Raw genomic sequence first — 16,793 nt, 5'->3', positions numbered from 1 at the left:
ACGAGCCGACCACGGCAGCCACCGAGGCGCCTTGACGGACCAGTTGCTGAACCGCGCACCACCACATCCCGTCGCCATCCATTTCACGGATCAACGAAAGAGGCTCCAATGAGCAACAACACTATGCCCCAGACCGGCCAGCAGCGCGAGCGCAACGAGAAGGCCGAGGAGGATAAAACCCCCCGCAGCCCCCTCCAGACCTCGCACGGCGTGACCACCATCGACGAGAACGTCGTCGCCAAGATCGCCGGCATGGCCGCTCGTGAGGTGCCCGGCGTCTACGACATGGGCAACGCCGTGCGCCGCGCCTTCAGCGCGGTGACCGACCGCATCCCCAACGCCCAGACCAACGTCGCCGGCGGCATCAGCGTCCAGAAGGGTGAGACCCAGGCCGCCATCGAGGTCACTGTGGTGGTCGAGTACGGCGTCTCCATCGTCGAGGTCTCCAACGCCATCCGCCGCAACATCATCGAGCAGCTTGAGGCCACTACCGGCCTAGAGGTCGTGGAGGTCAACATCAACGTCACCGACGTCCACCTGCCCGACGACGACTCCGACAGCTCCGAGGCCGCCGACCTCAACTGACCCGTCCCGACGCCTTGATCTGAGGAGTTCTCATGAAGACAACGTACCTGGCCCTCCTGGTGGGCCTGTTCCTTGGAACCATTCTCGCCTTCGGCTCTTTCGCCGACTTCGTTCTGGTGGCCCTGTGCGGCCTGGCCGGATTGGCGGTGGGCCTCTACCTGGAGGGCCGGGTCGATGTCCAAAGCATCCTGGATCGGCGAAAGAAGTGACGATGGCGACCGCGACCCAGCCCGCAATCACGCAGCCGGGACTCTCCCAGGACGAGGATTCCTCCTGGGACCAGCGCGGCACCACCACCATTCCGGCCCGAGTCGTCGCCCAGATCGCAGCCAAGGCCGCATATGAGATTGGCAATGTCGGCTCCAACGCCGACGGGCTCTTGGGAATCGGCGCCCGCCGCAACTTCGCCTCCCGGCCCGAGGCTCAGTGCGAGCTCTACGGGCAGGCTGCCGTCCTCCACCTGGACCTCGGCCTGGTTTTTCCCATACCACTGTCCTCCGCCATCGAAGATCTGCGCACACACGTGCGCAGTCGGGTCGAGCACCTCACCGGACTGAGCGTCGGCAAGATCACCATCAAGATCTCCTGGCTCAATCCGAGCAGCCACGTAGGGAAGAGCCTGAAATGAGAGCACCCGTTCCGAAACTCATTCGTCGCCCGTCCCGCAGCGCCCCCAGTGTCGTCCTGGCACTGCTGCTGCTCGCGGTCGGAGGCCTGGGCGCCTGGCTGACGGGACACCGGATCGTGACCGGCACCTGGCCGGACCGCACGCTCACCACGCTCGACGCCATCGGATCCACTACCCTTGGCTCCGCCGCGGTGCTCACAGCCGCCGGGATTGCCGCCGCGTGCGGCCTAGCCATGATCCTCGCGGCCCTGTGGCCGGGACTCCCCGAGCGCGTCGAGATCCTCCCCGACGGTGTCCCCGGCCAGACCGCGGTGCGGCGCCGTGACCTGGCCAAACTGGTGAGGACCCAGGTCGAGCAGATCGGCGGCATCCACTCCGTCGCCGTCACCACCCGCCGCTCACGGGTTGACGTCATCGTCCTTAGCGTCCTGGACAACCTCGACCCTGTGCATGAAGCCGCCCGCAAGAAGACCGACGAGGTCCTGCAGACGCTCCAGCCCGTGGGCATCACACGCAGCCGCGTGCGGATCAGGCGCACGAGCTGAAGGAGATACGATCATGCGTTCAGTTTCTGGTGTCCTCAACAGGACGGTTCTGGTCATCTGCGGACTTATCATCGCAGCAGCGTCATCCTGGCTCCTGGCCTCCGGTCTCAGTGCCGGTCACTCCTGGCCCGACGCCGCCCCGTACATGGCCACTGCGCAGGACCGAGTGGACAGCATCATCGCGCCCCAGGCGCACTGGCTCCTGCCAACGGTCGCGCTGGTGTCAGTGCTCGCCGTCATCTTTGGACTGGTCCTGCTCGCCATGCAGGTCCCCCGCAAGGCAGCAGCCTCACCCCTGAGGCTCAGCGACTCCGAGGGTGTCCTGCTGGCCACCATCGCCCCCGACGTCTTGTCACAGGCCCTGTCCGAACGGATTCAGGACGTCCCCGGGGTAAAGCGGTGCACTGTGTGGGTCACAGGTTCCCCGAGCAGTCTGTGGGTTCAGGCGGAGACCACCATGTCCCAGGACTGCGAGGTCGAATGGGCCGTCGCCGAGCTCAGGAGTCGGCTCGAGGATGACGTCACCACGTCCCTGGGTACGAGCCCCAGACAGGTCGACGTCCTGGTGCGACTGGAGCGCTCCTCAAGCTCGCGCCGCTTCTCGCAGACTGTCACGGGGCAGCACTCGCCCCAGATCACCGGGAATGGCGATGACGCATGAGGCGCAGGGCGAGGCAGTGTCGATACCTCGCCCGCGTTCACACGACGCCGCGCACCTGAGCGCGTCGTCCACCGCACCCCATGACAAGGACCGCTATCTGGTCCTGCGCGCCCAGGACGGCGACATCGACGCCTTCGAGCAACTCGTCGAGCGTTATCAGGGGCGCCTGTTCCGCACCTCCTATATGATTGTGCGCAACCGCCACGACAGTGAGGACATCGTCCAGGAGACCCTCATCCAGGCTTGGCGCAGTCTTCACCTGATCAAGGAACCCGCCGCCTTTCGCGGCTGGCTCATGCGGATCTGCACCAACAAGGCCACGAGCATGATGCGCAAGCGTCAGCGTCAGGCCACCGACCCCTACGACGCCGAGAGCCTCGAGACTGCCAGAGCCGTGGCGGGGAAGACATCGACAAGCACCGCTGACCCGGTCGAGTCCAGCGAGGTCAACGCCCAACTCAAGGCATTAGCCGACCTGCTGGCCTCCGTGAAGCCCGAGCTGCGCATCGTCTGGATACTCCGAGAAATCGACGATCTGTCCTACGAAGAGATCGCCCAGACCCTGAACCTTACCGACTCCACCGTCCGCGGGAGGCTGGCACGTGCCCGCTCTCTCGTCATGCGCCAGATGAAGGAGTGGGCATGAGCACCGACAATCAGCTCTCACACAGCGTCCGACGCTTGACGGCGTCGGCCAGGTCGTTCACCCCGTCTCATGAGCAGGACGACGCGGACACGCGGGAGTACCTGCGTATGATCGCATCCCTGCATGAGGAGTGGGACCGACTGGAGTCTCAGGCGAGCGCCTCGGTCATGCCGCAGCGCCATTTGATGGACGCCATCCTCGCCGAGACCCGTCACGGCGCCCAGGTGGAGATGCCCGCGACCGATCTGGGCCCCTACAGCATCTCCGAGTTCTCGCTGCGAGCGCTCATCCGACGACACGCCGTGGACTGCGTGCCCGGTGCGCGCGCCCTACGGTCTTCCTTCGAGTACGCACCCTCAAGTGAGGACCACCGCGGCGTGGGGGTTCCGGAGATCATCACCTGCCGGATCTCCGCCCACGTCAACGTGGGCAGCCTGCCGCAGCTCGCCCAGCAAGTCCGCGACGCCGTTCGAGCAACCTGCCGTGAGAACCTAGGGGTGTCCCCGACCGTCAACGTCCACATCGAGGATCTCCACGATGACAACTAGCCTCTCAGCGGCCGAGCTGGCCCACCTGGTCACTGCTGTCCCCGGCGTACGAGGAATCGAGCCGGGGATAGGCAGCACGTTGAGGGCGATCGGCAGCCGCATCCGGCAACAGGATCCTCAGCAGGCCCGTTTCGGAGTGATCGTCGAGGAGGGCTCGCGTAGGGTCGTAATCGAGATCGGCATCGACGACTCCAGGCCCGTGAAGGATATCGTGCGCGATGTCCAGGAGACCATCATTCGCTCCCTGTCGCAGGCAGGCGACAGCGACGACGCATCCGAGGCTCGTGAGGACTCCGACTCCTGCATCGGGGATCAAAGAGCGCCTCGGGTCACGGTACGGGTCCAGTCCCTGCTGTAGGTAGCCAGCCCACAGCAGCTCCACTCTCGTGCAGGTTCCAGCGCGAGTCGACGTCGGGGCACCGGTCAGATGATCGGCGCCCCGATGTCGATCATGGGGTTCAGGATACGAGCCCAGCAGAAGCGGGGTTCAGCCGGGATCAGCGGCGCTCACGAACGACGGCGCCAAAGATGTCGGCATCCTCGCACCATGCGCAATCCGGTCCCCATAGGGTGTCCTAGCCAGATGCCCCCGAAGACCGGCAGGCCGATGTAGGAGGAGAGCACCTCCAGCAGCTAACCCTTGAAGACCGCTTCGTATTTCTAACCCAGGTTCACCAGTGCGCACAGAGTGAAAGGCCAGGACCGACCCAGCGGGAGCAGGGCACCTGAGAGAGCAGTCTGCCCTGGAGCACGTAGGTGCGCCGGAAGCGAAACAGGCACGCACCGAGACCCGTGGCGGTTGACGTAGGCGAACCATGTCGGTGCCTGCCCCTGCAGGGCCATCGAGTGCAGCATGTGGGTCAAGGCGTACAGGCCCGAGTTGCTGGCACTGAGCCCGCAATGAGGATGACCGCGTTCATGAGAGCTGCCGCTCATTTGATTCCCGGTTCCCACAAAGACAAACAAAACACCTAGCCACATCGCATCAGAAAGAGATCGGGACAGAAACCTTCCCGAAAATGATCAACTCTTGTGGTCAGTTGACGAAATCCCACCACAGTTCACTGCCGTATCAGAGCAGAATCTGCACCTGTGCGTACTTGGGTGTGATTTTCCCTCACGGTGTTCCCGAATGCTGCGATGGTGGGGCCTGTGATTCGGCTCACCAGCCGCTGACCAGATCGGCAAGCTCAACCTCGGAGCAGTCGTGTAGTCGTTGCGCGGTGGATTCGTCGATCTCCATCCACTGCCCCGGCTCACCAGTGTGGGACTGGCAGGGGCGCACCTGGACCCTCCAGGCCTGCGGCTGGCCACTGAGCCAGTACATGGTCACCTTCTCCGGAGGCCAAGTGGCAGCCTCGGCGGGGAGATCGTGTGGGGCCAGCACGATGATGCGCAGATCTGGCGTGGCCCGCTCGAATGATTCGTTCATTGTCAATCCTCCTCGGCATCAAGGGTGCTCAGCATGCCGGGGTTCGGGTACCTGGACCGTTCCCATGCGGGGGATTGCCCGCGTCCAGTCGGCTGTGCACACCAGGCGCGCATCAACTTCACAGTCTCTCCCATGGAACCGACCGGGAATCGAGCATGGCTGCCGCCTCAAGCACCATCCACCCCGACAATTGCACCGAGAGATCCTCGACCGGTCCCGGTGCCGCGCGCAGTTCCCCGGCGGGTTGTGACCAATCGGGGCCGAAGACCGGAGTGCCACCGGTATGGTCGGCATTGCGCCACGCAGCTTCCGCGGAGGTACGCACCAGTCCTGCAGCGCGGTGTCTGGTGCGCGCGATATGGGGGTCGTCACCGTCAAGATCGACGGCGACCAGGGCAAGATAACGGGCCAAGATTCCGGCGAACAGGCCACCGTCGCCACCCCCGGCACCATGCAAGACCTCGTCACGGGCGAGCTGGGTGGATACCGCGTCGACCAGCCCAGCGATGCGGTGTGGGGAATTCTCGTCACCGGCCACGAGTTCGGCAGCCATCCCCACGCCCTGGGTGTAGGTCCACCGGTCGGTGACCAGGCGCCCGTCGGAGGGGGTGCCAACGCGCCCATCGGCCAGCAACCCGTCATCAAGCAGCATATTGGCCCGCAGCCACTCGTTCATCCGGGATGCGCGAGGTATCTGCCCGTCGCGGGCCAGCATGATCGCCACCGGACCGTTGGCTGGGGTGTTGAAGAAATTGTCCCCGCGCCGCCACGGGACAACTCCTTCCGGACCGATGGCCGCCTCGCAGGCGCGCAGGATCGGGCCGACGTCAGCACTCAATCCGAAGACCTGGTTGGCACGTTGCAAAGCCAGCCCCCACCAGGCCATGTCATCGTAGTAGTTGTTGGTGCGGGTAAAGCCGTTGCGGATCAGGGAGCCGCGCACCAGCTTCACCACCAGGGTGCGACGCGATGGTGCCGGGTCGCGCAATTGGGCGTCGACCAAACAGTCGAGCAGGTGCGCCTGCCACCAGTAGTCCCAGCGCAAGAACAGCCGCTGGCGAGAGGTGGATGGCATGCGTGAAACACCCATCCGGGTACCGGGAAGCGCCCACAGCCTGCGCACATATCTCCGGCACACCGTCTTTTCGGCTGTTTCTGCACGTTCACCGAAGGTGCCGGGGTCGTTCGATGCGTTGCTGGGGCTCACCTATCCAGCCTATTGCCTCGAGTACCCAGTAGCGGCCTCACAGACCGGCGAGCAGCCGGATCAAGGTGGGTAGCAGGGTGTCGTTCTGCGGGCGGGCGACCGCATCGCGGCAGAAATACCACCAGAACCAACCACCAACGAATCGTTCCCCGACACGTGACTTCAACGTGTCATTCATGCCAATCCAGTGCTCGGCGATGGCCTTCTTCTCGGCAAGGGTGGGATCCTTGGGAAGATCATCCTCAGTACCTTGGGCACCGATCTCGCCGATGCCCAGATCCGCGTTGGGGAAGATCTTGCCCAGTGCGACGAGGGTCTCGGCGATTTGGGATGCGGTGGGGTGCTGTGGTGGTTTGCAGGCGGTTTCGTAGGCGCTGAGCAGAAGGTAGTCAGTCTCCTCACGTACCTGGGCGGGAATCGTTTCTGCGTAGGGGATTGTCTTTTCCCAGTCCTGGGAGTAGCAGTCGGAGCTAGACCAGTAGTTCAGGGTGATCGCGGTAGTGCCGCCGTGATCACTGATCACCCGGTGGGCGGCTGTCACCTTGGCATTAATCTCGGCAGGGCCGGTACCAGCCCACTCCCCATTGAGTTCATTGCCCACTTCCCAGATGTCGATCGTGTCGCCGAAAGCCGCGTAGTAGGCCTCGGCTCGGGCTCTCACCTGGTCGACATTGAGGGAGGCAATCCCTGTTGAATCAAGGAGTTCACCCATGAGAAAGGCGCGTTCCTTCAAAGCGGCGACCGCAGCGGCGTAGTACTCCGGGCCATTTTTGGGATCGAAGACGATGCGTACTGTGGGGGTTTCGGGGAGGGCATCGACCGCCGCGACGATGGCATCCAGGTTGTCGACGGTGTCGACTGTAACCCCGCGCAGCATCTCGTGCTTGGTCGGGGTACCAACCTCGGCGGGCTGGTGCGCGGCCATGTCTACGGAGGTCCCGGCAAGCTGATTCGTCGCTGTGGGGGAAGGTGCTGCGCAACCTCCGGCGAGCAACACCATGAGCAGTCCGGTCAGTATCCTTGACGTATTCCTCATGTCCCGACCGTAAACGGTCATGGGGTCAACCGTTGCCCGGTACCGACCTGGTTTTTCAGCCCACGTCCGTGACTAGGCCCGGAGGTGTTGGAATCATTGTTTGGTCATCTGGCTGCTACTGGAACCCATACTCCGGTTACATGATCGTGTGGTGCCGTGGGCGTCATTTCATAGGGATGGATTCACGAAAGCATCACCAGCACCGTAGGTGCGCAGTTACCATTAAAGGTTTCCCTAATCTCACGTCCGAAAGCCCATATCAAAACTACACTGCCCAGACGTAAGTTCACCCAATTCGGTACTGAGCCATAGCCTCCCGAACGTCGCAATGGTCAAAACAATGATCCTCAATTCAACTGTTGCCCAGCTGCGAGGCCCGCTGGTGCGATACTCCCATGAGCATCTCGAGTCACGCATTGATAGGCCAGATTGGTTCGGTATGTGGGCCGCAAAGCACACGAGGACGCATCCTCTGCGGCTTTGGTCACGGCATGGTACTGTTTCAGTGTTTTCCCAGATGAGTGAACTTGATCTTCGCCGATCTCGTCCATCTCACAGATGCCTGCGACTCATGGCAGGAGCCTGGTCAAGACGTTTGACCTGAGTGAGCCGGTGTTCTTGAGGACTGATGAACTCGGCAGCCCACCAGTCACCCAAGCGCGTGGCGATGGCATTGATCGTGGTCATTTGCCTTCCCGAACTGCTTCATGATCGCCGAACTGCTTCATGATCGCCCTAGCGGTGACCTTTTCGTGGCGAGGGACGCAGGTGACGGAGATTCCAACGTGTCGCGTCGCGGCCAGACCCCGAATCGCCGTCACGGACGGACCATGAGGGCAACGCTAACGGCGGGTGTCGACAAGTCGCACCACATGCGCCAGCGAGCCAGGCAACCATTTGCTGGCTACGGGTTTCCGGTACCTACATAGAGACGCCAGAGGCGTCAAGCATCGACTGCAGGTACCCCTCGAGATCTTGCTCGCCTTTGAGGAAGTAGTTGGAATGGGTGATCATCACGGAGTCGATGGAGTCGGCGCCCACGAGGACGATGTCGTAGCTTCTATCGCTTCTGTGTTCGCGCTCTAAATCTCGATACCGTGCCAGTGCTGCGTCGGCATCGTTTCCGAAACTGAGCCGTTCTTCTAGTGTCCCTGTCCGTCGGTTGTAGACGAGCAGGAAGTTCTTGATGTCACTCTCGGTGGTCACAACTCGCCTCCCTTGTCTTGCAACATCGCCTTCCAAGCATCTTCCAACTCATTGGAAGTCACATCGGCCATCTTGTCAAGTTCTCTTGCCGCAAACACACGGGATAGTAAGACTGCCCATTGATGGAACGAGCTGTTCCCGTCCTGCTTGTAGTTGAAGCCCAGCATGTCGGAGGCTCCTTCAACCATCTCTGCCCACTGGTGCATCACGATGGTTCTCAGCTGGATCTCCACCGGCCTAGAAGGTTCGGTGCCATAGTCGCAGATGAGATGCACCGCGCGGTAGCCACTGCTTCGCGGGTCCTCAACGTAGTCGATAATTTTAACACCCGAAGATCTACGGCGCTGCTCGATGTAGTCTTGGAGTCTGCGCAGGTCACCCAGTTCGCGGACCACAACACGGACACCTGCGATGTCTCGCATGTTGGCCAAGTTCATTTGAGACTCACGCCCAGTGAGCTTCTCCACAATGGTGCTCATCCGCTTGAGCCGTTGGGTAACGGTAGCCTCAATGGCAAGGGCATCCGTGAACCTGCGCATGGCGACGTTGCAGGCGATCATTGGCTTCACATAGGTCTGCCGATACCTCTCAATGACATCCAGGCATCCTTCGAGCAGCGTCTCGTCAGCCTCACCACGCTTGATCCGGCGCAGCTGCTTGCCAGCCCTCTCCACCTGGCTCTTCGATGGGCTGCTGCCGAATTCAACGCTCACGGTTCTTCCTTCGCGTCCAGGAGACAGCCCTTTGCAGACGGCGCCGCCCCAGTGCAACACGACGAAAGCGTATCGCAGCGCTACTACCGGTGATCGTCAAGATCTTGCGACTCGGTACCAGGACTGTCCCAGAACTCTCACGACTGCCCAAGCTCTCGCTAGCAAAGCTGGGCGTGAACGGAAAAATCTTGAGGAGTGCAGCATGAGTGGGTGTCAGCCAGCAAGCCGATCCATCAACGTTTCCCGGATGATGTCCGAGCGACGCAGCCCGGTGTATTCAGAGCTGCTTCAGCACGCAACCTAGTGACGAGTTCGGCCGACAGCCGGACGGTAACCTACAGCGAATGCGTACCGGGCGCGGTCAATAAAGGCCTCCCAGGGGTCGCATGGGCGGCCTCAACCAGTTCATCCACCACTTCCTGGGTCAAGCGACGGCCGTTGGGTAGCAGCACCTCCTCGGTGGCCAGATTGACATCGGGGCTAATGGGTGTGTCGGTGGTGATCCTCGGTGGGGTGCGCTTCTTGTCAACTCCTTCTGAGCGCGATCGCATCACGTGAACGACAAGCAGACAACCATCAGCGCCTTCAACCGCCACTATTTCGAGTTCAGTATCACGATCATCGACGCCGAAGTACAGCCAGCCAGGTTCGCCCTTGCTCGTCTCGATGGAAACCGGAATCGCCGTGGCGAGCACGTGACGTGCATGCGCACGCCGTTTGCAGCGCTTGCGAGCCGCCTGCGTGAACCTCACCTTCATAACATTAATTATGCAAGGCACGGGAGAGTGATGATGGCCTATGCCGCTGCTTGCCTGTCTACCGTCCTGCTCTCAGCCATCGGGTAATCAGAGCGGTAAAAGCTCAGCGAAGAGCTGTATGTCATGTTCTGAGTGCGAACCGGGCACAACCCAGCTCAGAACCCCGCCTCACTCCCGGCAGAACGATGAAATAAGTAGTGGACCGGTAAAAAACGACCCCACGAGGTGGTGGGCCTAACTGGACTTGAACCAGTGACCTCTTCCTTATCAGGGAAGCGCTCTAACCGACTGAGCTATAGGCCCGCACCATCACCGGAGCACCGGCGACGACGAGTTACGTTACCCCATCCGGCCTACTTCGACAAATCATCATCATCCCCCAGCCAAGAGCATCAACTTACCTTGTCACAAGGGTTTCACGACCAGAAAACACCAAGGGGTGGGGCCGATCCCCCGGCACCCACCCCGGTGATGTGACTTGTCAGTCCTCTGCGAGAGTGATCTCCAGGCCACCCAAGATCGAGGAGGTCAGGTTGTACAAGAAGGCCATCAAGGTGGAGATCGCAGTCATCAGCACCACATTGACCACCGAGACGACCATCGAGTAGCCGAGCACCCGCCAGCGGTCGATGTAGTTGGAGATCTCCACATTCCCCGAACCATCGGGATTGCCGATGACTGCGTTCATGGTCTCCTGCAACAGGTTCATCGCCCCCGAAGCCTCGATGATCGACCACACCACGAGCACTGCGACAACGGTCACGATGCCCAAAGCTATGGATAACATCATCGCGGTCTTCATCACCGACCACGGGTCGATGCGGGCAATGCGCAACCTCGCCTTGCGGGCCGGGCGCAGGTTGCCCTGCGAAGTGCTGCGAACCTTGCCGGTGCGATCCCGGCTGGATTCAGCGGTCACCGTCGAGCTCGCCGCAGCGGGTCTCTTGTCCTGGGCCACGGCGGGCTTCTTCGACCGGTTATCAGTCATCGCTGGAGGTCTCCTCGGCTTGCTGGTCGTTCCCAAGCGTAACCGCATCACCGGCCGCTGGCGCATCATCTGTCCCGGTTTCAGCATCTTCCAGCTCGGGACGCTCCGGGTTGCGTGTGACAGCAACCACCGTGTCGTTGCCCCGGAGACCGACAAATTTCACACCCATGGTGTCGCGTCCGGTGGGGCTTACATCGGCAACCGAGGAACGAATCACCTGGCCGGAAGCCTTGAAGGAGATCACCTCATCGTCGGCAGCCACAACCATGGCAGACACTAGCCCGCCCCGGTCATCCTTCAATCTCATGGCACGAATACCCAGACCACCCCGATTCTGCAACCGGTAGTCGGCAACCGGGGTGCGCTTGGCATATCCCTCGTCAGTCACGGTGAACACGAAGGACTCATCCTCATCCGCAGTGTTCGGGATGATCGACATCGACAACAATTCGTCGCCATCACGGAATCTCATCCCGGTAACACCCGATGTAGTGCGACCCATCGGGCGCACCTGGTCGTCGGATGCGTTGAACCTGATGCCCTGGCCCTTGCGGGAGATGAGCAACACATCGTCATCACGGTTGCACAACTCCGCACCGATCAGCTCGTCGTTCTCATCGCGGAAGCTCACCGCGATGAGCCCCGCAGCCCGCGAGGAATCGTAGGCACTTAGGGCAGTCTTCTTGATCAGCCCCTTGCGGGTGGCAAGCAGCAGGTATTCGGCCTGGTCGTAGCCGGACAGCACGATGCCTTGGGCGATCTGCTCATCGGGCAGGAAGGACAACAATCCGGCGACATGCCCGCCCTTGGCATCACGACCGCCCTCGGGCAGGTGCCAGGCCTTGATCCGGTAGGCCCGACCCAGGTTGGTGAACAACACCAGCCAGTCGTGGCTCATCGCGGTGAACACCGCGTCTACCTCATCCTCCGAACGCAACGATGCACCACGAACCCCCTTGCCGCCGCGTTTTTGCACGCGATACTGATCGATGCGAGTGCGCTTGATATAGCCACCGCGAGTCAAGGTGATGACGCACTCCTCATTCGGCACCAAGTCCTCATCGGATAGGTCCCCGTCGGCATGCATGATCCGGGTACGCCGCTCGTCGCCGTATTTGTCAACGATCTCGTTCAACTCACTGGAGATAATCTCCCGCTGCCGGGCAGGTTTGGCCAGGATGTCGTTCAGATCGGCGATCAACGCCTCAAGCTCGGCGAGCCGGTCGATGATCTTCTGGCGCTCCAGGGCGGCCAGACGACGCAGCTGCATATCCAAGATGGCCTGGGCCTGCACCTCGTCGATGCCCAGCAGCTCCTGCAATCCCAGATTCGCGGCCTCCGAGTTCGGCGAGCGACGGATCAACGCGATGACCTCGTCGAGCATGTCCAAGGCCTTGACCAAGCCACGGTAGATGTGCGCGGCCTTCTCAGCCTCGGCCAGCCGGTACTGGGTACGGCGACGGATGACCTCGACCTGGTGATTCACCCAATTCGAGATGAACTGGTCCAGACGCAGGGTGCGCGGCACATCGTCGACCAGGGCGAGCATATTGCAGCCGAAATTGTCCTGCAGCTGGGTGTGCTTGTACAGGTTGTTCATCACCACACGCGGCTGCGCGTCACGCTTGAGGACGATGACCAACCGCTGGCCGGTGCGGGCCGAAGAGTCGTCGCGGATGTCGGCGATGCCGGTGAGTTTCCCAGAGTTCACCAAGTCGGCAATCTTCTGGGCCAGGTTGTCCGGGTTGCACATATAGGGCAGCTCGGTGACCACCAGCGACGTTCGGCCGTTTTTCTCCTCCTCGACGTTGATCACCGCACGCATGGTGACCGAACCACGCCCGGTGCGGTAGGCGTCCTCAATGCCCTGACGTCCAATAATCAGCGCCCCGGTCGGGAAATCGGGACCCTTGATCCGGGCGATTGAGGCCTCCAATAGTTCCTCGCTGGTGGCTTCCGGATTCGCCAGCGCCCATTGCACTGCGTCGTTGACCTCGCGCAGGTTATGGGTAGGAATATTCGTGGCCATCCCAACCGCGATACCCGAGGAGCCGTTGACCAGCAGATTCGGAAAGCGAGCAGGCAGCACCACCGGTTCGGTCTCCCGGCCGTCGTAGTTGGGCTGGAAGTCGACGGTGTTCTCGTTGATGTCGCGGACCATCTCCATGGCCATCGGCGCCATCTTGCACTCGGTGTAACGCATAGCGGCAGCGGGATCGTTGCCCGCCGAACCGAAATTGCCCTGACCAGCCACCAATGGTGCACGCATCACCCACGGCTGGGCCAGCCGCACCAAGGTGTCGTAGATCGCGGAGTCGCCGTGGGGATGGTACAGACCCATCACCTCACCGACGACGCGGGAACATTTGTTCCAGCCGCGGTCTGGCCGGTAGCCGCCGTCGTACATGGCATAGATCACCCGGCGATGCACCGGTTTGAGGCCGTCGCGCACGTCTGGCAGGGCCCGCCCGACGATCACCGACATCGCGTATTCGAGGTACGACGACTGGATCTCCTGCTTCAGGTCGATCTGCTGGACGATGCCCTTACGTGGTTCAGCGATAGTGTTCTCGTCAGCCGCCGCATTGGTGGCGTCGAGGCGATTACCGCTGGAGCGCTGCTCACCGCCGCCAAGGATGGCGTCGTCGAGGGAGTCGTTGTCGTCAGGTCCGGTGGGTCCTTGCGGAGTTTCAGTCATCTACTCATTCCTTGTCGGTGCGGGCGGGCCCGCTCCAGTTCCGGAGACCGGGATCAGATGTCCAGGAAACGAACGTCCTTGGCGTTGCGCTGGATGAAGTTTCGCCGTTCCTCGACGTCCTCACCCATCAGGATCGAAAAGGCCTGGTCGGCCTGGGCGGCATCCTCAAGGGTCACCTGCAACAGGATGCGACCGTCCGGATCCATGGTTGTCTCCCACAGATCGGAGGCATCCATTTCGCCCAGACCCTTGTAGCGCTGGATCGGGTTGATATTCGGCAGCTTCTTGCCAGCCTTCAGACCAAGCTCCCACAGGGCATCACGCTCTGAATCGGAGTAGGCGAGTTCGTGCGGGGCGTTCGTCCAGCGCAGCCGGAATAATGGCGGCTGGGCCAGGTAGACGTGGCCCTCGTCGATCAGCGGTTTGACAAAGCGGAATAGAAGAGTGAGCAGCAGGGTACGGATGTGGGAACCATCAACATCGGCATCGGCCATCAAGATGATCTTGTGGTAGCGCAGCTTGGCGATGTCAAAATCGTCGTGCACACCGGTGCCCAGAGCGGTGATGATCGCCTCGACTTCCTTGTTCGCCCAGATGCGGTCAATCCGCGCCTTCTCGACATTGAGGATCTTGCCGCGCAGCGGGAGGATCGCCTGGGTGCGCGGGTTGCGCCCACCCTTGGCGGAGCCACCAGCAGAGTCACCCTCGACGATGAATACCTCGCATTCCTCCGGATTGTTGGAGGAACAATCGGCAAGCTTGCCGGGGAGCCCGCCCGAACCCAGCAAACCTTTGCGGTTGCGGGCAGCCTCGCGGGCCTTACGGGCTGCGATCCGAGCCGAGGCTGCAGCCATCGACTTACGGATGATCTCCTTGCCCTCGTTCGGGTTGCGCTCCAGCCAATCACCCAAGCGGTCGTTGACCACCTTCTGGACGAAGGACCGGGCCTCGGTGTTGCCCAGCTTGGTCTTGGTCTGGCCCTCGAACTGAGGCTCAGAGATCTTCACCGACAAGATCGCGGTGAGACCTTCGCGGATGTCTTCATTGGAGACGCGGTCCTCGCGCTTGCGGATCAGCCCCCAGGCCTCGCCCCATTTGTTGATGGTGGTGGTCAGCGCGGCCCGCAGACCCTCCTCGTGGGTGCCGCCTTCGTGGGTGTTGATGGTGTTGGCGAAGGTGTGCAGCGAGGTTCCGTAACCCATGTTCCACTGCATGGCCAACTCCACACCCATCGCCAGTTCAGTGGAATGGGCCTCGACGTCGATGACCGAACTCAACGGCTCGCGATTGCCTTGCAGGTATTTCACGTAGTCGACGAGGCCGTTCTCGAAGAAGAAGGATTCCCGGACTGGGTTGCCGTCCTCGTCCACGTGACCTGCCCGCAGGTCGGTGATGGTGATCCGCAGCCCCTTGTTGAGGAAGCACATCTCGCGGAACCGGGCCGAGAGGGTCTCGTAGGAGAAGTCCGTGGTTTCGAAGATCTCCGCCGAGGGATAGAAGGTGATCGTGGTGCCGGTCTCGGTGGTGGTGCCCACCTGAGTCACCTCGCGGCGGGGAACACCCAGGTCGAAGGACTGTTCCCAGATTGCCCCGTCGCGATGCACCTGGGCAGTCATATGCTCGGATAGGGCGTTGACGACGGAGGATCCGACGCCATGCAGGCCGCCGGAAACCTTGTAACCGCCGTTGCCGAATTTACCGCCGGCGTGCAGCACGGTGAGCACCACGGTCAAGGTGGAAATCCCCTCCACCGGGTGCACCGCCACCGGGATTCCCCGGCCATTGTCGGTGACCCGGCACCCGCCATTGTCCAGCAGTTCAACCGAGATGGTGTCGCAGTGGCCGGCCAGCGCCTCGTCGACAGAATTGTCGACGATCTCGTAGACCAGATGATGCAGACCCCGCTCACCAGTGGAGCCGATGTACATTCCGGGGCGTTTGCGCACCGCTTCGAGGCCCTCCAGGACCTGGATCTGGGATGCGCCGTACTCCCCCTCGGTGGTCAGGTCCGCTGCTTCGTCGGAGAGTTCGATGTCGGGCTCGGAGGTTCCAGGTTCGACGCCCCCATCGGTCTCGAAATCTTCTGCGTCACTCACCAGCGCCAGCTCCTTGGTGTCCGAGAACCCGGGCCCGGTTGGTCTCCGATGCCTGGGGGAACGTGGTGAGATGACACACGCCCCGAATCCAGAATTCTACCAGCCAGGAGGCTTCGCGCCCATTTCTGCGGCACCCTGTGGAAATGATCATCGCAGAATCTGGGGCTGGGCGCGATTCTGGCGGCCTTTGGGGGCTTCCACGCCCCCCAGTACACGCCGGGGTCTCGATGCGAACAACGGTCGCCGGGTGCATGGGGTACGGGCCTGCGCTGGCCTAGAATGCGGCCATGACCGGAACAACCGACCCCCGGCAACGGTTCACTAGACCGGGTCCCCCCGCCAGCCTTCCCAAAAGGGCACTTGACGAGGGAAATCTTCGCTTTGACCACTCGCTGCCCGACGCCGAGATGTCCTTCGACCCAGAGATACACCAGGCTGCTGCCCGAGTGCGTCGCCACATTCCCACCGCAGTGAAGGTGCTCACCAGCATGGTGGGCTGTTTCGCGGCACTGTGCGTGGCCATCTGGGCCATGGGTGGGTTCAAGACCCGAAACGATCTAGACGACGTCGCCCCCGGCCAGCAGTTCTCCGTGGGCCCGGTTAGTTTTACCCTCGACCACACTGAGGTCGACACCTCACGGACCCGCACCAAGTGGTTGGTACGCGGCACCTGCCGTTACGATCTTGATTCCCCCTCGGGGGGGTGGCAACGAGCAGCGACCAAGGCAGCGTTCCTAGGGGTGCGCGATCCGGACACCAACGAGCCGTTCATCAGCACCCAAGATCCGCTGCTCATCCTTGATAACGATCCCACCGCATTTTCGTTAGTTCGCAAGCAGCTGGCCCCGGACATGGAAGCCATCGACTGCGTGTTCGATTTCCCGATGCCAGAATCGGCCCCAACTAACCCCACCCAAGCGGTGATGGTGTTCTACGACCTGCAACTGACGGATGCCCACGCAACCTCCAGCGGCGATGAGAGCTCTCAGATCTGGGGTATTGCGCGATCAGGCCACCGGGTAAAGCTGCCGATCGTCATGAGCTGA

The 16,793-nt window shown here is 61.9% G+C and carries 20 protein-coding genes and 1 tRNA gene; 9 read left to right on the top strand and 12 right to left on the bottom strand.

All coding sequences use genetic code 11. The features are described from left to right. Positions 1-108 precede the first annotated feature (108 nt). Genes HMPREF1531_RS04475 through HMPREF1531_RS04440 form a run of 8 tightly spaced genes read left to right on the top strand, consistent with a single transcriptional unit; the run spans position 109 to position 3,971 of the window. Positions 109-585 carry an Asp23/Gls24 family envelope stress response protein gene (locus HMPREF1531_RS04475; RefSeq protein ID WP_016668721.1) on the top strand — a complete coding sequence of 159 codons (477 nt, stop codon included), beginning with the start codon at positions 109-111 and terminating at the stop codon, positions 583-585. Between the two features lie 32 nt (positions 586-617). Next, on the top strand, positions 618-794 hold the full coding sequence (locus HMPREF1531_RS13850; RefSeq protein WP_009395758.1) for a hypothetical protein: 177 nt from the start codon (positions 618-620) through the stop codon (positions 792-794). 2 nt (positions 795-796) lie between these two features. Further along, entirely contained in the window at positions 797-1,213 is a 417-nt protein-coding gene (locus HMPREF1531_RS04465; protein WP_016668720.1) for an Asp23/Gls24 family envelope stress response protein, read from the top strand. Continuing rightward, positions 1,210-1,758 carry a DUF6286 domain-containing protein gene (locus tag HMPREF1531_RS04460; RefSeq protein WP_016668719.1) on the top strand — a complete coding sequence of 183 codons (549 nt, stop codon included), beginning with the start codon at positions 1,210-1,212 and terminating at the stop codon, positions 1,756-1,758. Before HMPREF1531_RS04465 ends, HMPREF1531_RS04460 begins: the two co-directional genes overlap by 4 nt. A 13-nt stretch (positions 1,759-1,771) precedes the next feature. Continuing rightward, positions 1,772-2,419, top strand: a complete 648-nt coding sequence (locus tag HMPREF1531_RS04455; RefSeq protein WP_016668718.1) for a hypothetical protein — start codon at positions 1,772-1,774, stop codon at positions 2,417-2,419. Then, a complete protein-coding gene (locus HMPREF1531_RS04450) occupies positions 2,409-3,065 on the top strand; it encodes an RNA polymerase sigma factor (protein ID WP_016668717.1) in 657 nt (218 codons plus the stop codon). The genes HMPREF1531_RS04455 and HMPREF1531_RS04450 overlap by 11 nt, the downstream gene beginning before the upstream one ends. Beyond that, complete coding sequence (locus HMPREF1531_RS04445; RefSeq protein WP_016668716.1) at positions 3,062-3,613, top strand: Asp23/Gls24 family envelope stress response protein; 552 nt, start codon at positions 3,062-3,064, stop codon at positions 3,611-3,613. The genes HMPREF1531_RS04450 and HMPREF1531_RS04445 overlap by 4 nt, the downstream gene beginning before the upstream one ends. After that, positions 3,603-3,971, top strand: coding sequence for a hypothetical protein (locus HMPREF1531_RS04440; RefSeq protein ID WP_016668715.1), 369 nt, complete (start codon positions 3,603-3,605; stop codon positions 3,969-3,971). The genes HMPREF1531_RS04445 and HMPREF1531_RS04440 overlap by 11 nt, the downstream gene beginning before the upstream one ends. A gap of 302 nt (positions 3,972-4,273) precedes the next feature. On the opposite strand, the gene HMPREF1531_RS14395 is transcribed toward HMPREF1531_RS04440, so the two are convergent. The 12 genes from HMPREF1531_RS14395 to gyrB all read right to left on the bottom strand — a co-directional run bounded on the left by HMPREF1531_RS14395 (position 4,274) and on the right by gyrB (position 15,747). Then, the gene (locus HMPREF1531_RS14395) at positions 4,274-4,549 is read right to left on the bottom strand and encodes a hypothetical protein (protein WP_198010987.1); all 276 of its coding nucleotides are present in this window, start codon (positions 4,547-4,549) and stop codon (positions 4,274-4,276) included. A 226-nt stretch (positions 4,550-4,775) separates the two neighbouring features. Continuing rightward, positions 4,776-5,045, bottom strand: a complete 270-nt coding sequence (locus tag HMPREF1531_RS04435) for a hypothetical protein (RefSeq protein WP_016668714.1) — start codon at positions 5,043-5,045, stop codon at positions 4,776-4,778. Between the two features lie 118 nt (positions 5,046-5,163). Beyond that, positions 5,164-6,252: a glycoside hydrolase family 76 protein gene (locus HMPREF1531_RS04430; RefSeq protein WP_016668713.1), complete on the bottom strand. Its 1,089-nt coding sequence runs from the start codon at positions 6,250-6,252 to the stop codon at positions 5,164-5,166. Between the two features lie 37 nt (positions 6,253-6,289). Next, entirely contained in the window at positions 6,290-7,288 is a 999-nt protein-coding gene (locus HMPREF1531_RS04425; RefSeq protein WP_156860171.1) for a Tat pathway signal sequence, read from the bottom strand. Positions 7,289-7,840: 552 nt separating this feature from the next. Next, the gene (locus HMPREF1531_RS14290) at positions 7,841-7,975 is read right to left on the bottom strand and encodes a hypothetical protein (protein ID WP_016668711.1); all 135 of its coding nucleotides are present in this window, start codon (positions 7,973-7,975) and stop codon (positions 7,841-7,843) included. A gap of 234 nt (positions 7,976-8,209) precedes the next feature. Further along, positions 8,210-8,494 carry a hypothetical protein gene (locus tag HMPREF1531_RS04420; RefSeq protein ID WP_016668710.1) on the bottom strand — a complete coding sequence of 95 codons (285 nt, stop codon included), beginning with the start codon at positions 8,492-8,494 and terminating at the stop codon, positions 8,210-8,212. Further along, positions 8,491-9,207, bottom strand: coding sequence for a RelA/SpoT domain-containing protein (locus HMPREF1531_RS04415; protein ID WP_016668709.1), 717 nt, complete (start codon positions 9,205-9,207; stop codon positions 8,491-8,493). The genes HMPREF1531_RS04420 and HMPREF1531_RS04415 overlap by 4 nt, the downstream gene beginning before the upstream one ends. A 335-nt stretch (positions 9,208-9,542) precedes the next feature. Then, positions 9,543-9,965, bottom strand: a complete 423-nt coding sequence (locus tag HMPREF1531_RS14100; RefSeq protein ID WP_016668708.1) for a hypothetical protein — start codon at positions 9,963-9,965, stop codon at positions 9,543-9,545. Positions 9,966-10,191: 226 nt separating this feature from the next. Then, a tRNA-Ile gene (locus HMPREF1531_RS04405) sits at positions 10,192-10,268 on the bottom strand. A gap of 178 nt (positions 10,269-10,446) precedes the next feature. Further along, on the bottom strand, positions 10,447-10,953 hold the full coding sequence (locus HMPREF1531_RS04400) for a DUF3566 domain-containing protein (RefSeq protein ID WP_016668707.1): 507 nt from the start codon (positions 10,951-10,953) through the stop codon (positions 10,447-10,449). Further along, positions 10,946-13,651, bottom strand: a complete 2,706-nt coding sequence (gene gyrA, locus HMPREF1531_RS04395; RefSeq protein ID WP_016668706.1) for a DNA gyrase subunit A — start codon at positions 13,649-13,651, stop codon at positions 10,946-10,948. Before gyrA ends, HMPREF1531_RS04400 begins: the two co-directional genes overlap by 8 nt. 53 nt (positions 13,652-13,704) lie before the next feature. After that, positions 13,705-15,747: a DNA topoisomerase (ATP-hydrolyzing) subunit B gene (gene gyrB, locus HMPREF1531_RS04390; protein WP_016668705.1), complete on the bottom strand. Its 2,043-nt coding sequence runs from the start codon at positions 15,745-15,747 to the stop codon at positions 13,705-13,707. A 287-nt stretch (positions 15,748-16,034) separates the two neighbouring features. Between gyrB and HMPREF1531_RS04385 the strand changes: the two genes are divergently transcribed. Further along, complete coding sequence (locus HMPREF1531_RS04385) at positions 16,035-16,793, top strand: hypothetical protein (RefSeq protein ID WP_016668704.1); 759 nt, start codon at positions 16,035-16,037, stop codon at positions 16,791-16,793.

It is taken from the genome of Propionibacterium sp. oral taxon 192 str. F0372 (genome assembly GCF_000413315.1).
Lineage (GTDB): Bacteria > Actinomycetota > Actinomycetes > Propionibacteriales > Propionibacteriaceae > Brooklawnia.
This window is presented reverse-complemented; position numbering and strand designations above follow the sequence as displayed.

Bases quoted from the DNA above. Each gene is read 5' to 3' on its own strand.
- HMPREF1531_RS04475 (WP_016668721.1), top strand. From the start codon at position 109: ATGAGCAACAACACTATGCCCCAGACCGGCCAGCAGCGCGAGCGCAAC.
- HMPREF1531_RS13850 (WP_009395758.1), top strand. From the start codon at position 618: ATGAAGACAACGTACCTGGCCCTCCTGGTGGGCCTGTTCCTTGGAACC.
- HMPREF1531_RS04465 (WP_016668720.1), top strand. From the start codon at position 797: ATGGCGACCGCGACCCAGCCCGCAATCACGCAGCCGGGACTCTCCCAG.
- HMPREF1531_RS04460 (WP_016668719.1), top strand. From the start codon at position 1,210: ATGAGAGCACCCGTTCCGAAACTCATTCGTCGCCCGTCCCGCAGCGCC.
- HMPREF1531_RS04455 (WP_016668718.1), top strand. From the start codon at position 1,772: ATGCGTTCAGTTTCTGGTGTCCTCAACAGGACGGTTCTGGTCATCTGC.
- HMPREF1531_RS04450 (WP_016668717.1), top strand. From the start codon at position 2,409: ATGACGCATGAGGCGCAGGGCGAGGCAGTGTCGATACCTCGCCCGCGT.
- HMPREF1531_RS04445 (WP_016668716.1), top strand. From the start codon at position 3,062: ATGAGCACCGACAATCAGCTCTCACACAGCGTCCGACGCTTGACGGCG.
- HMPREF1531_RS04440 (WP_016668715.1), top strand. From the start codon at position 3,603: ATGACAACTAGCCTCTCAGCGGCCGAGCTGGCCCACCTGGTCACTGCT.
- HMPREF1531_RS14395 (WP_198010987.1), bottom strand. From the start codon at position 4,549: ATGAGCGGCAGCTCTCATGAACGCGGTCATCCTCATTGCGGGCTCAGT.
- HMPREF1531_RS04435 (WP_016668714.1), bottom strand. From the start codon at position 5,045: ATGAACGAATCATTCGAGCGGGCCACGCCAGATCTGCGCATCATCGTG.
- HMPREF1531_RS04425 (WP_156860171.1), bottom strand. From the start codon at position 7,288: ATGAGGAATACGTCAAGGATACTGACCGGACTGCTCATGGTGTTGCTC.
- HMPREF1531_RS14290 (WP_016668711.1), bottom strand. From the start codon at position 7,975: ATGACCACGATCAATGCCATCGCCACGCGCTTGGGTGACTGGTGGGCT.
- HMPREF1531_RS14100 (WP_016668708.1), bottom strand. From the start codon at position 9,965: ATGAAGGTGAGGTTCACGCAGGCGGCTCGCAAGCGCTGCAAACGGCGT.
- HMPREF1531_RS04400 (WP_016668707.1), bottom strand. From the start codon at position 10,953: ATGACTGATAACCGGTCGAAGAAGCCCGCCGTGGCCCAGGACAAGAGA.
- gyrA (WP_016668706.1), bottom strand. From the start codon at position 13,651: ATGACTGAAACTCCGCAAGGACCCACCGGACCTGACGACAACGACTCC.
- HMPREF1531_RS04385 (WP_016668704.1), top strand. From the start codon at position 16,035: ATGACCGGAACAACCGACCCCCGGCAACGGTTCACTAGACCGGGTCCC.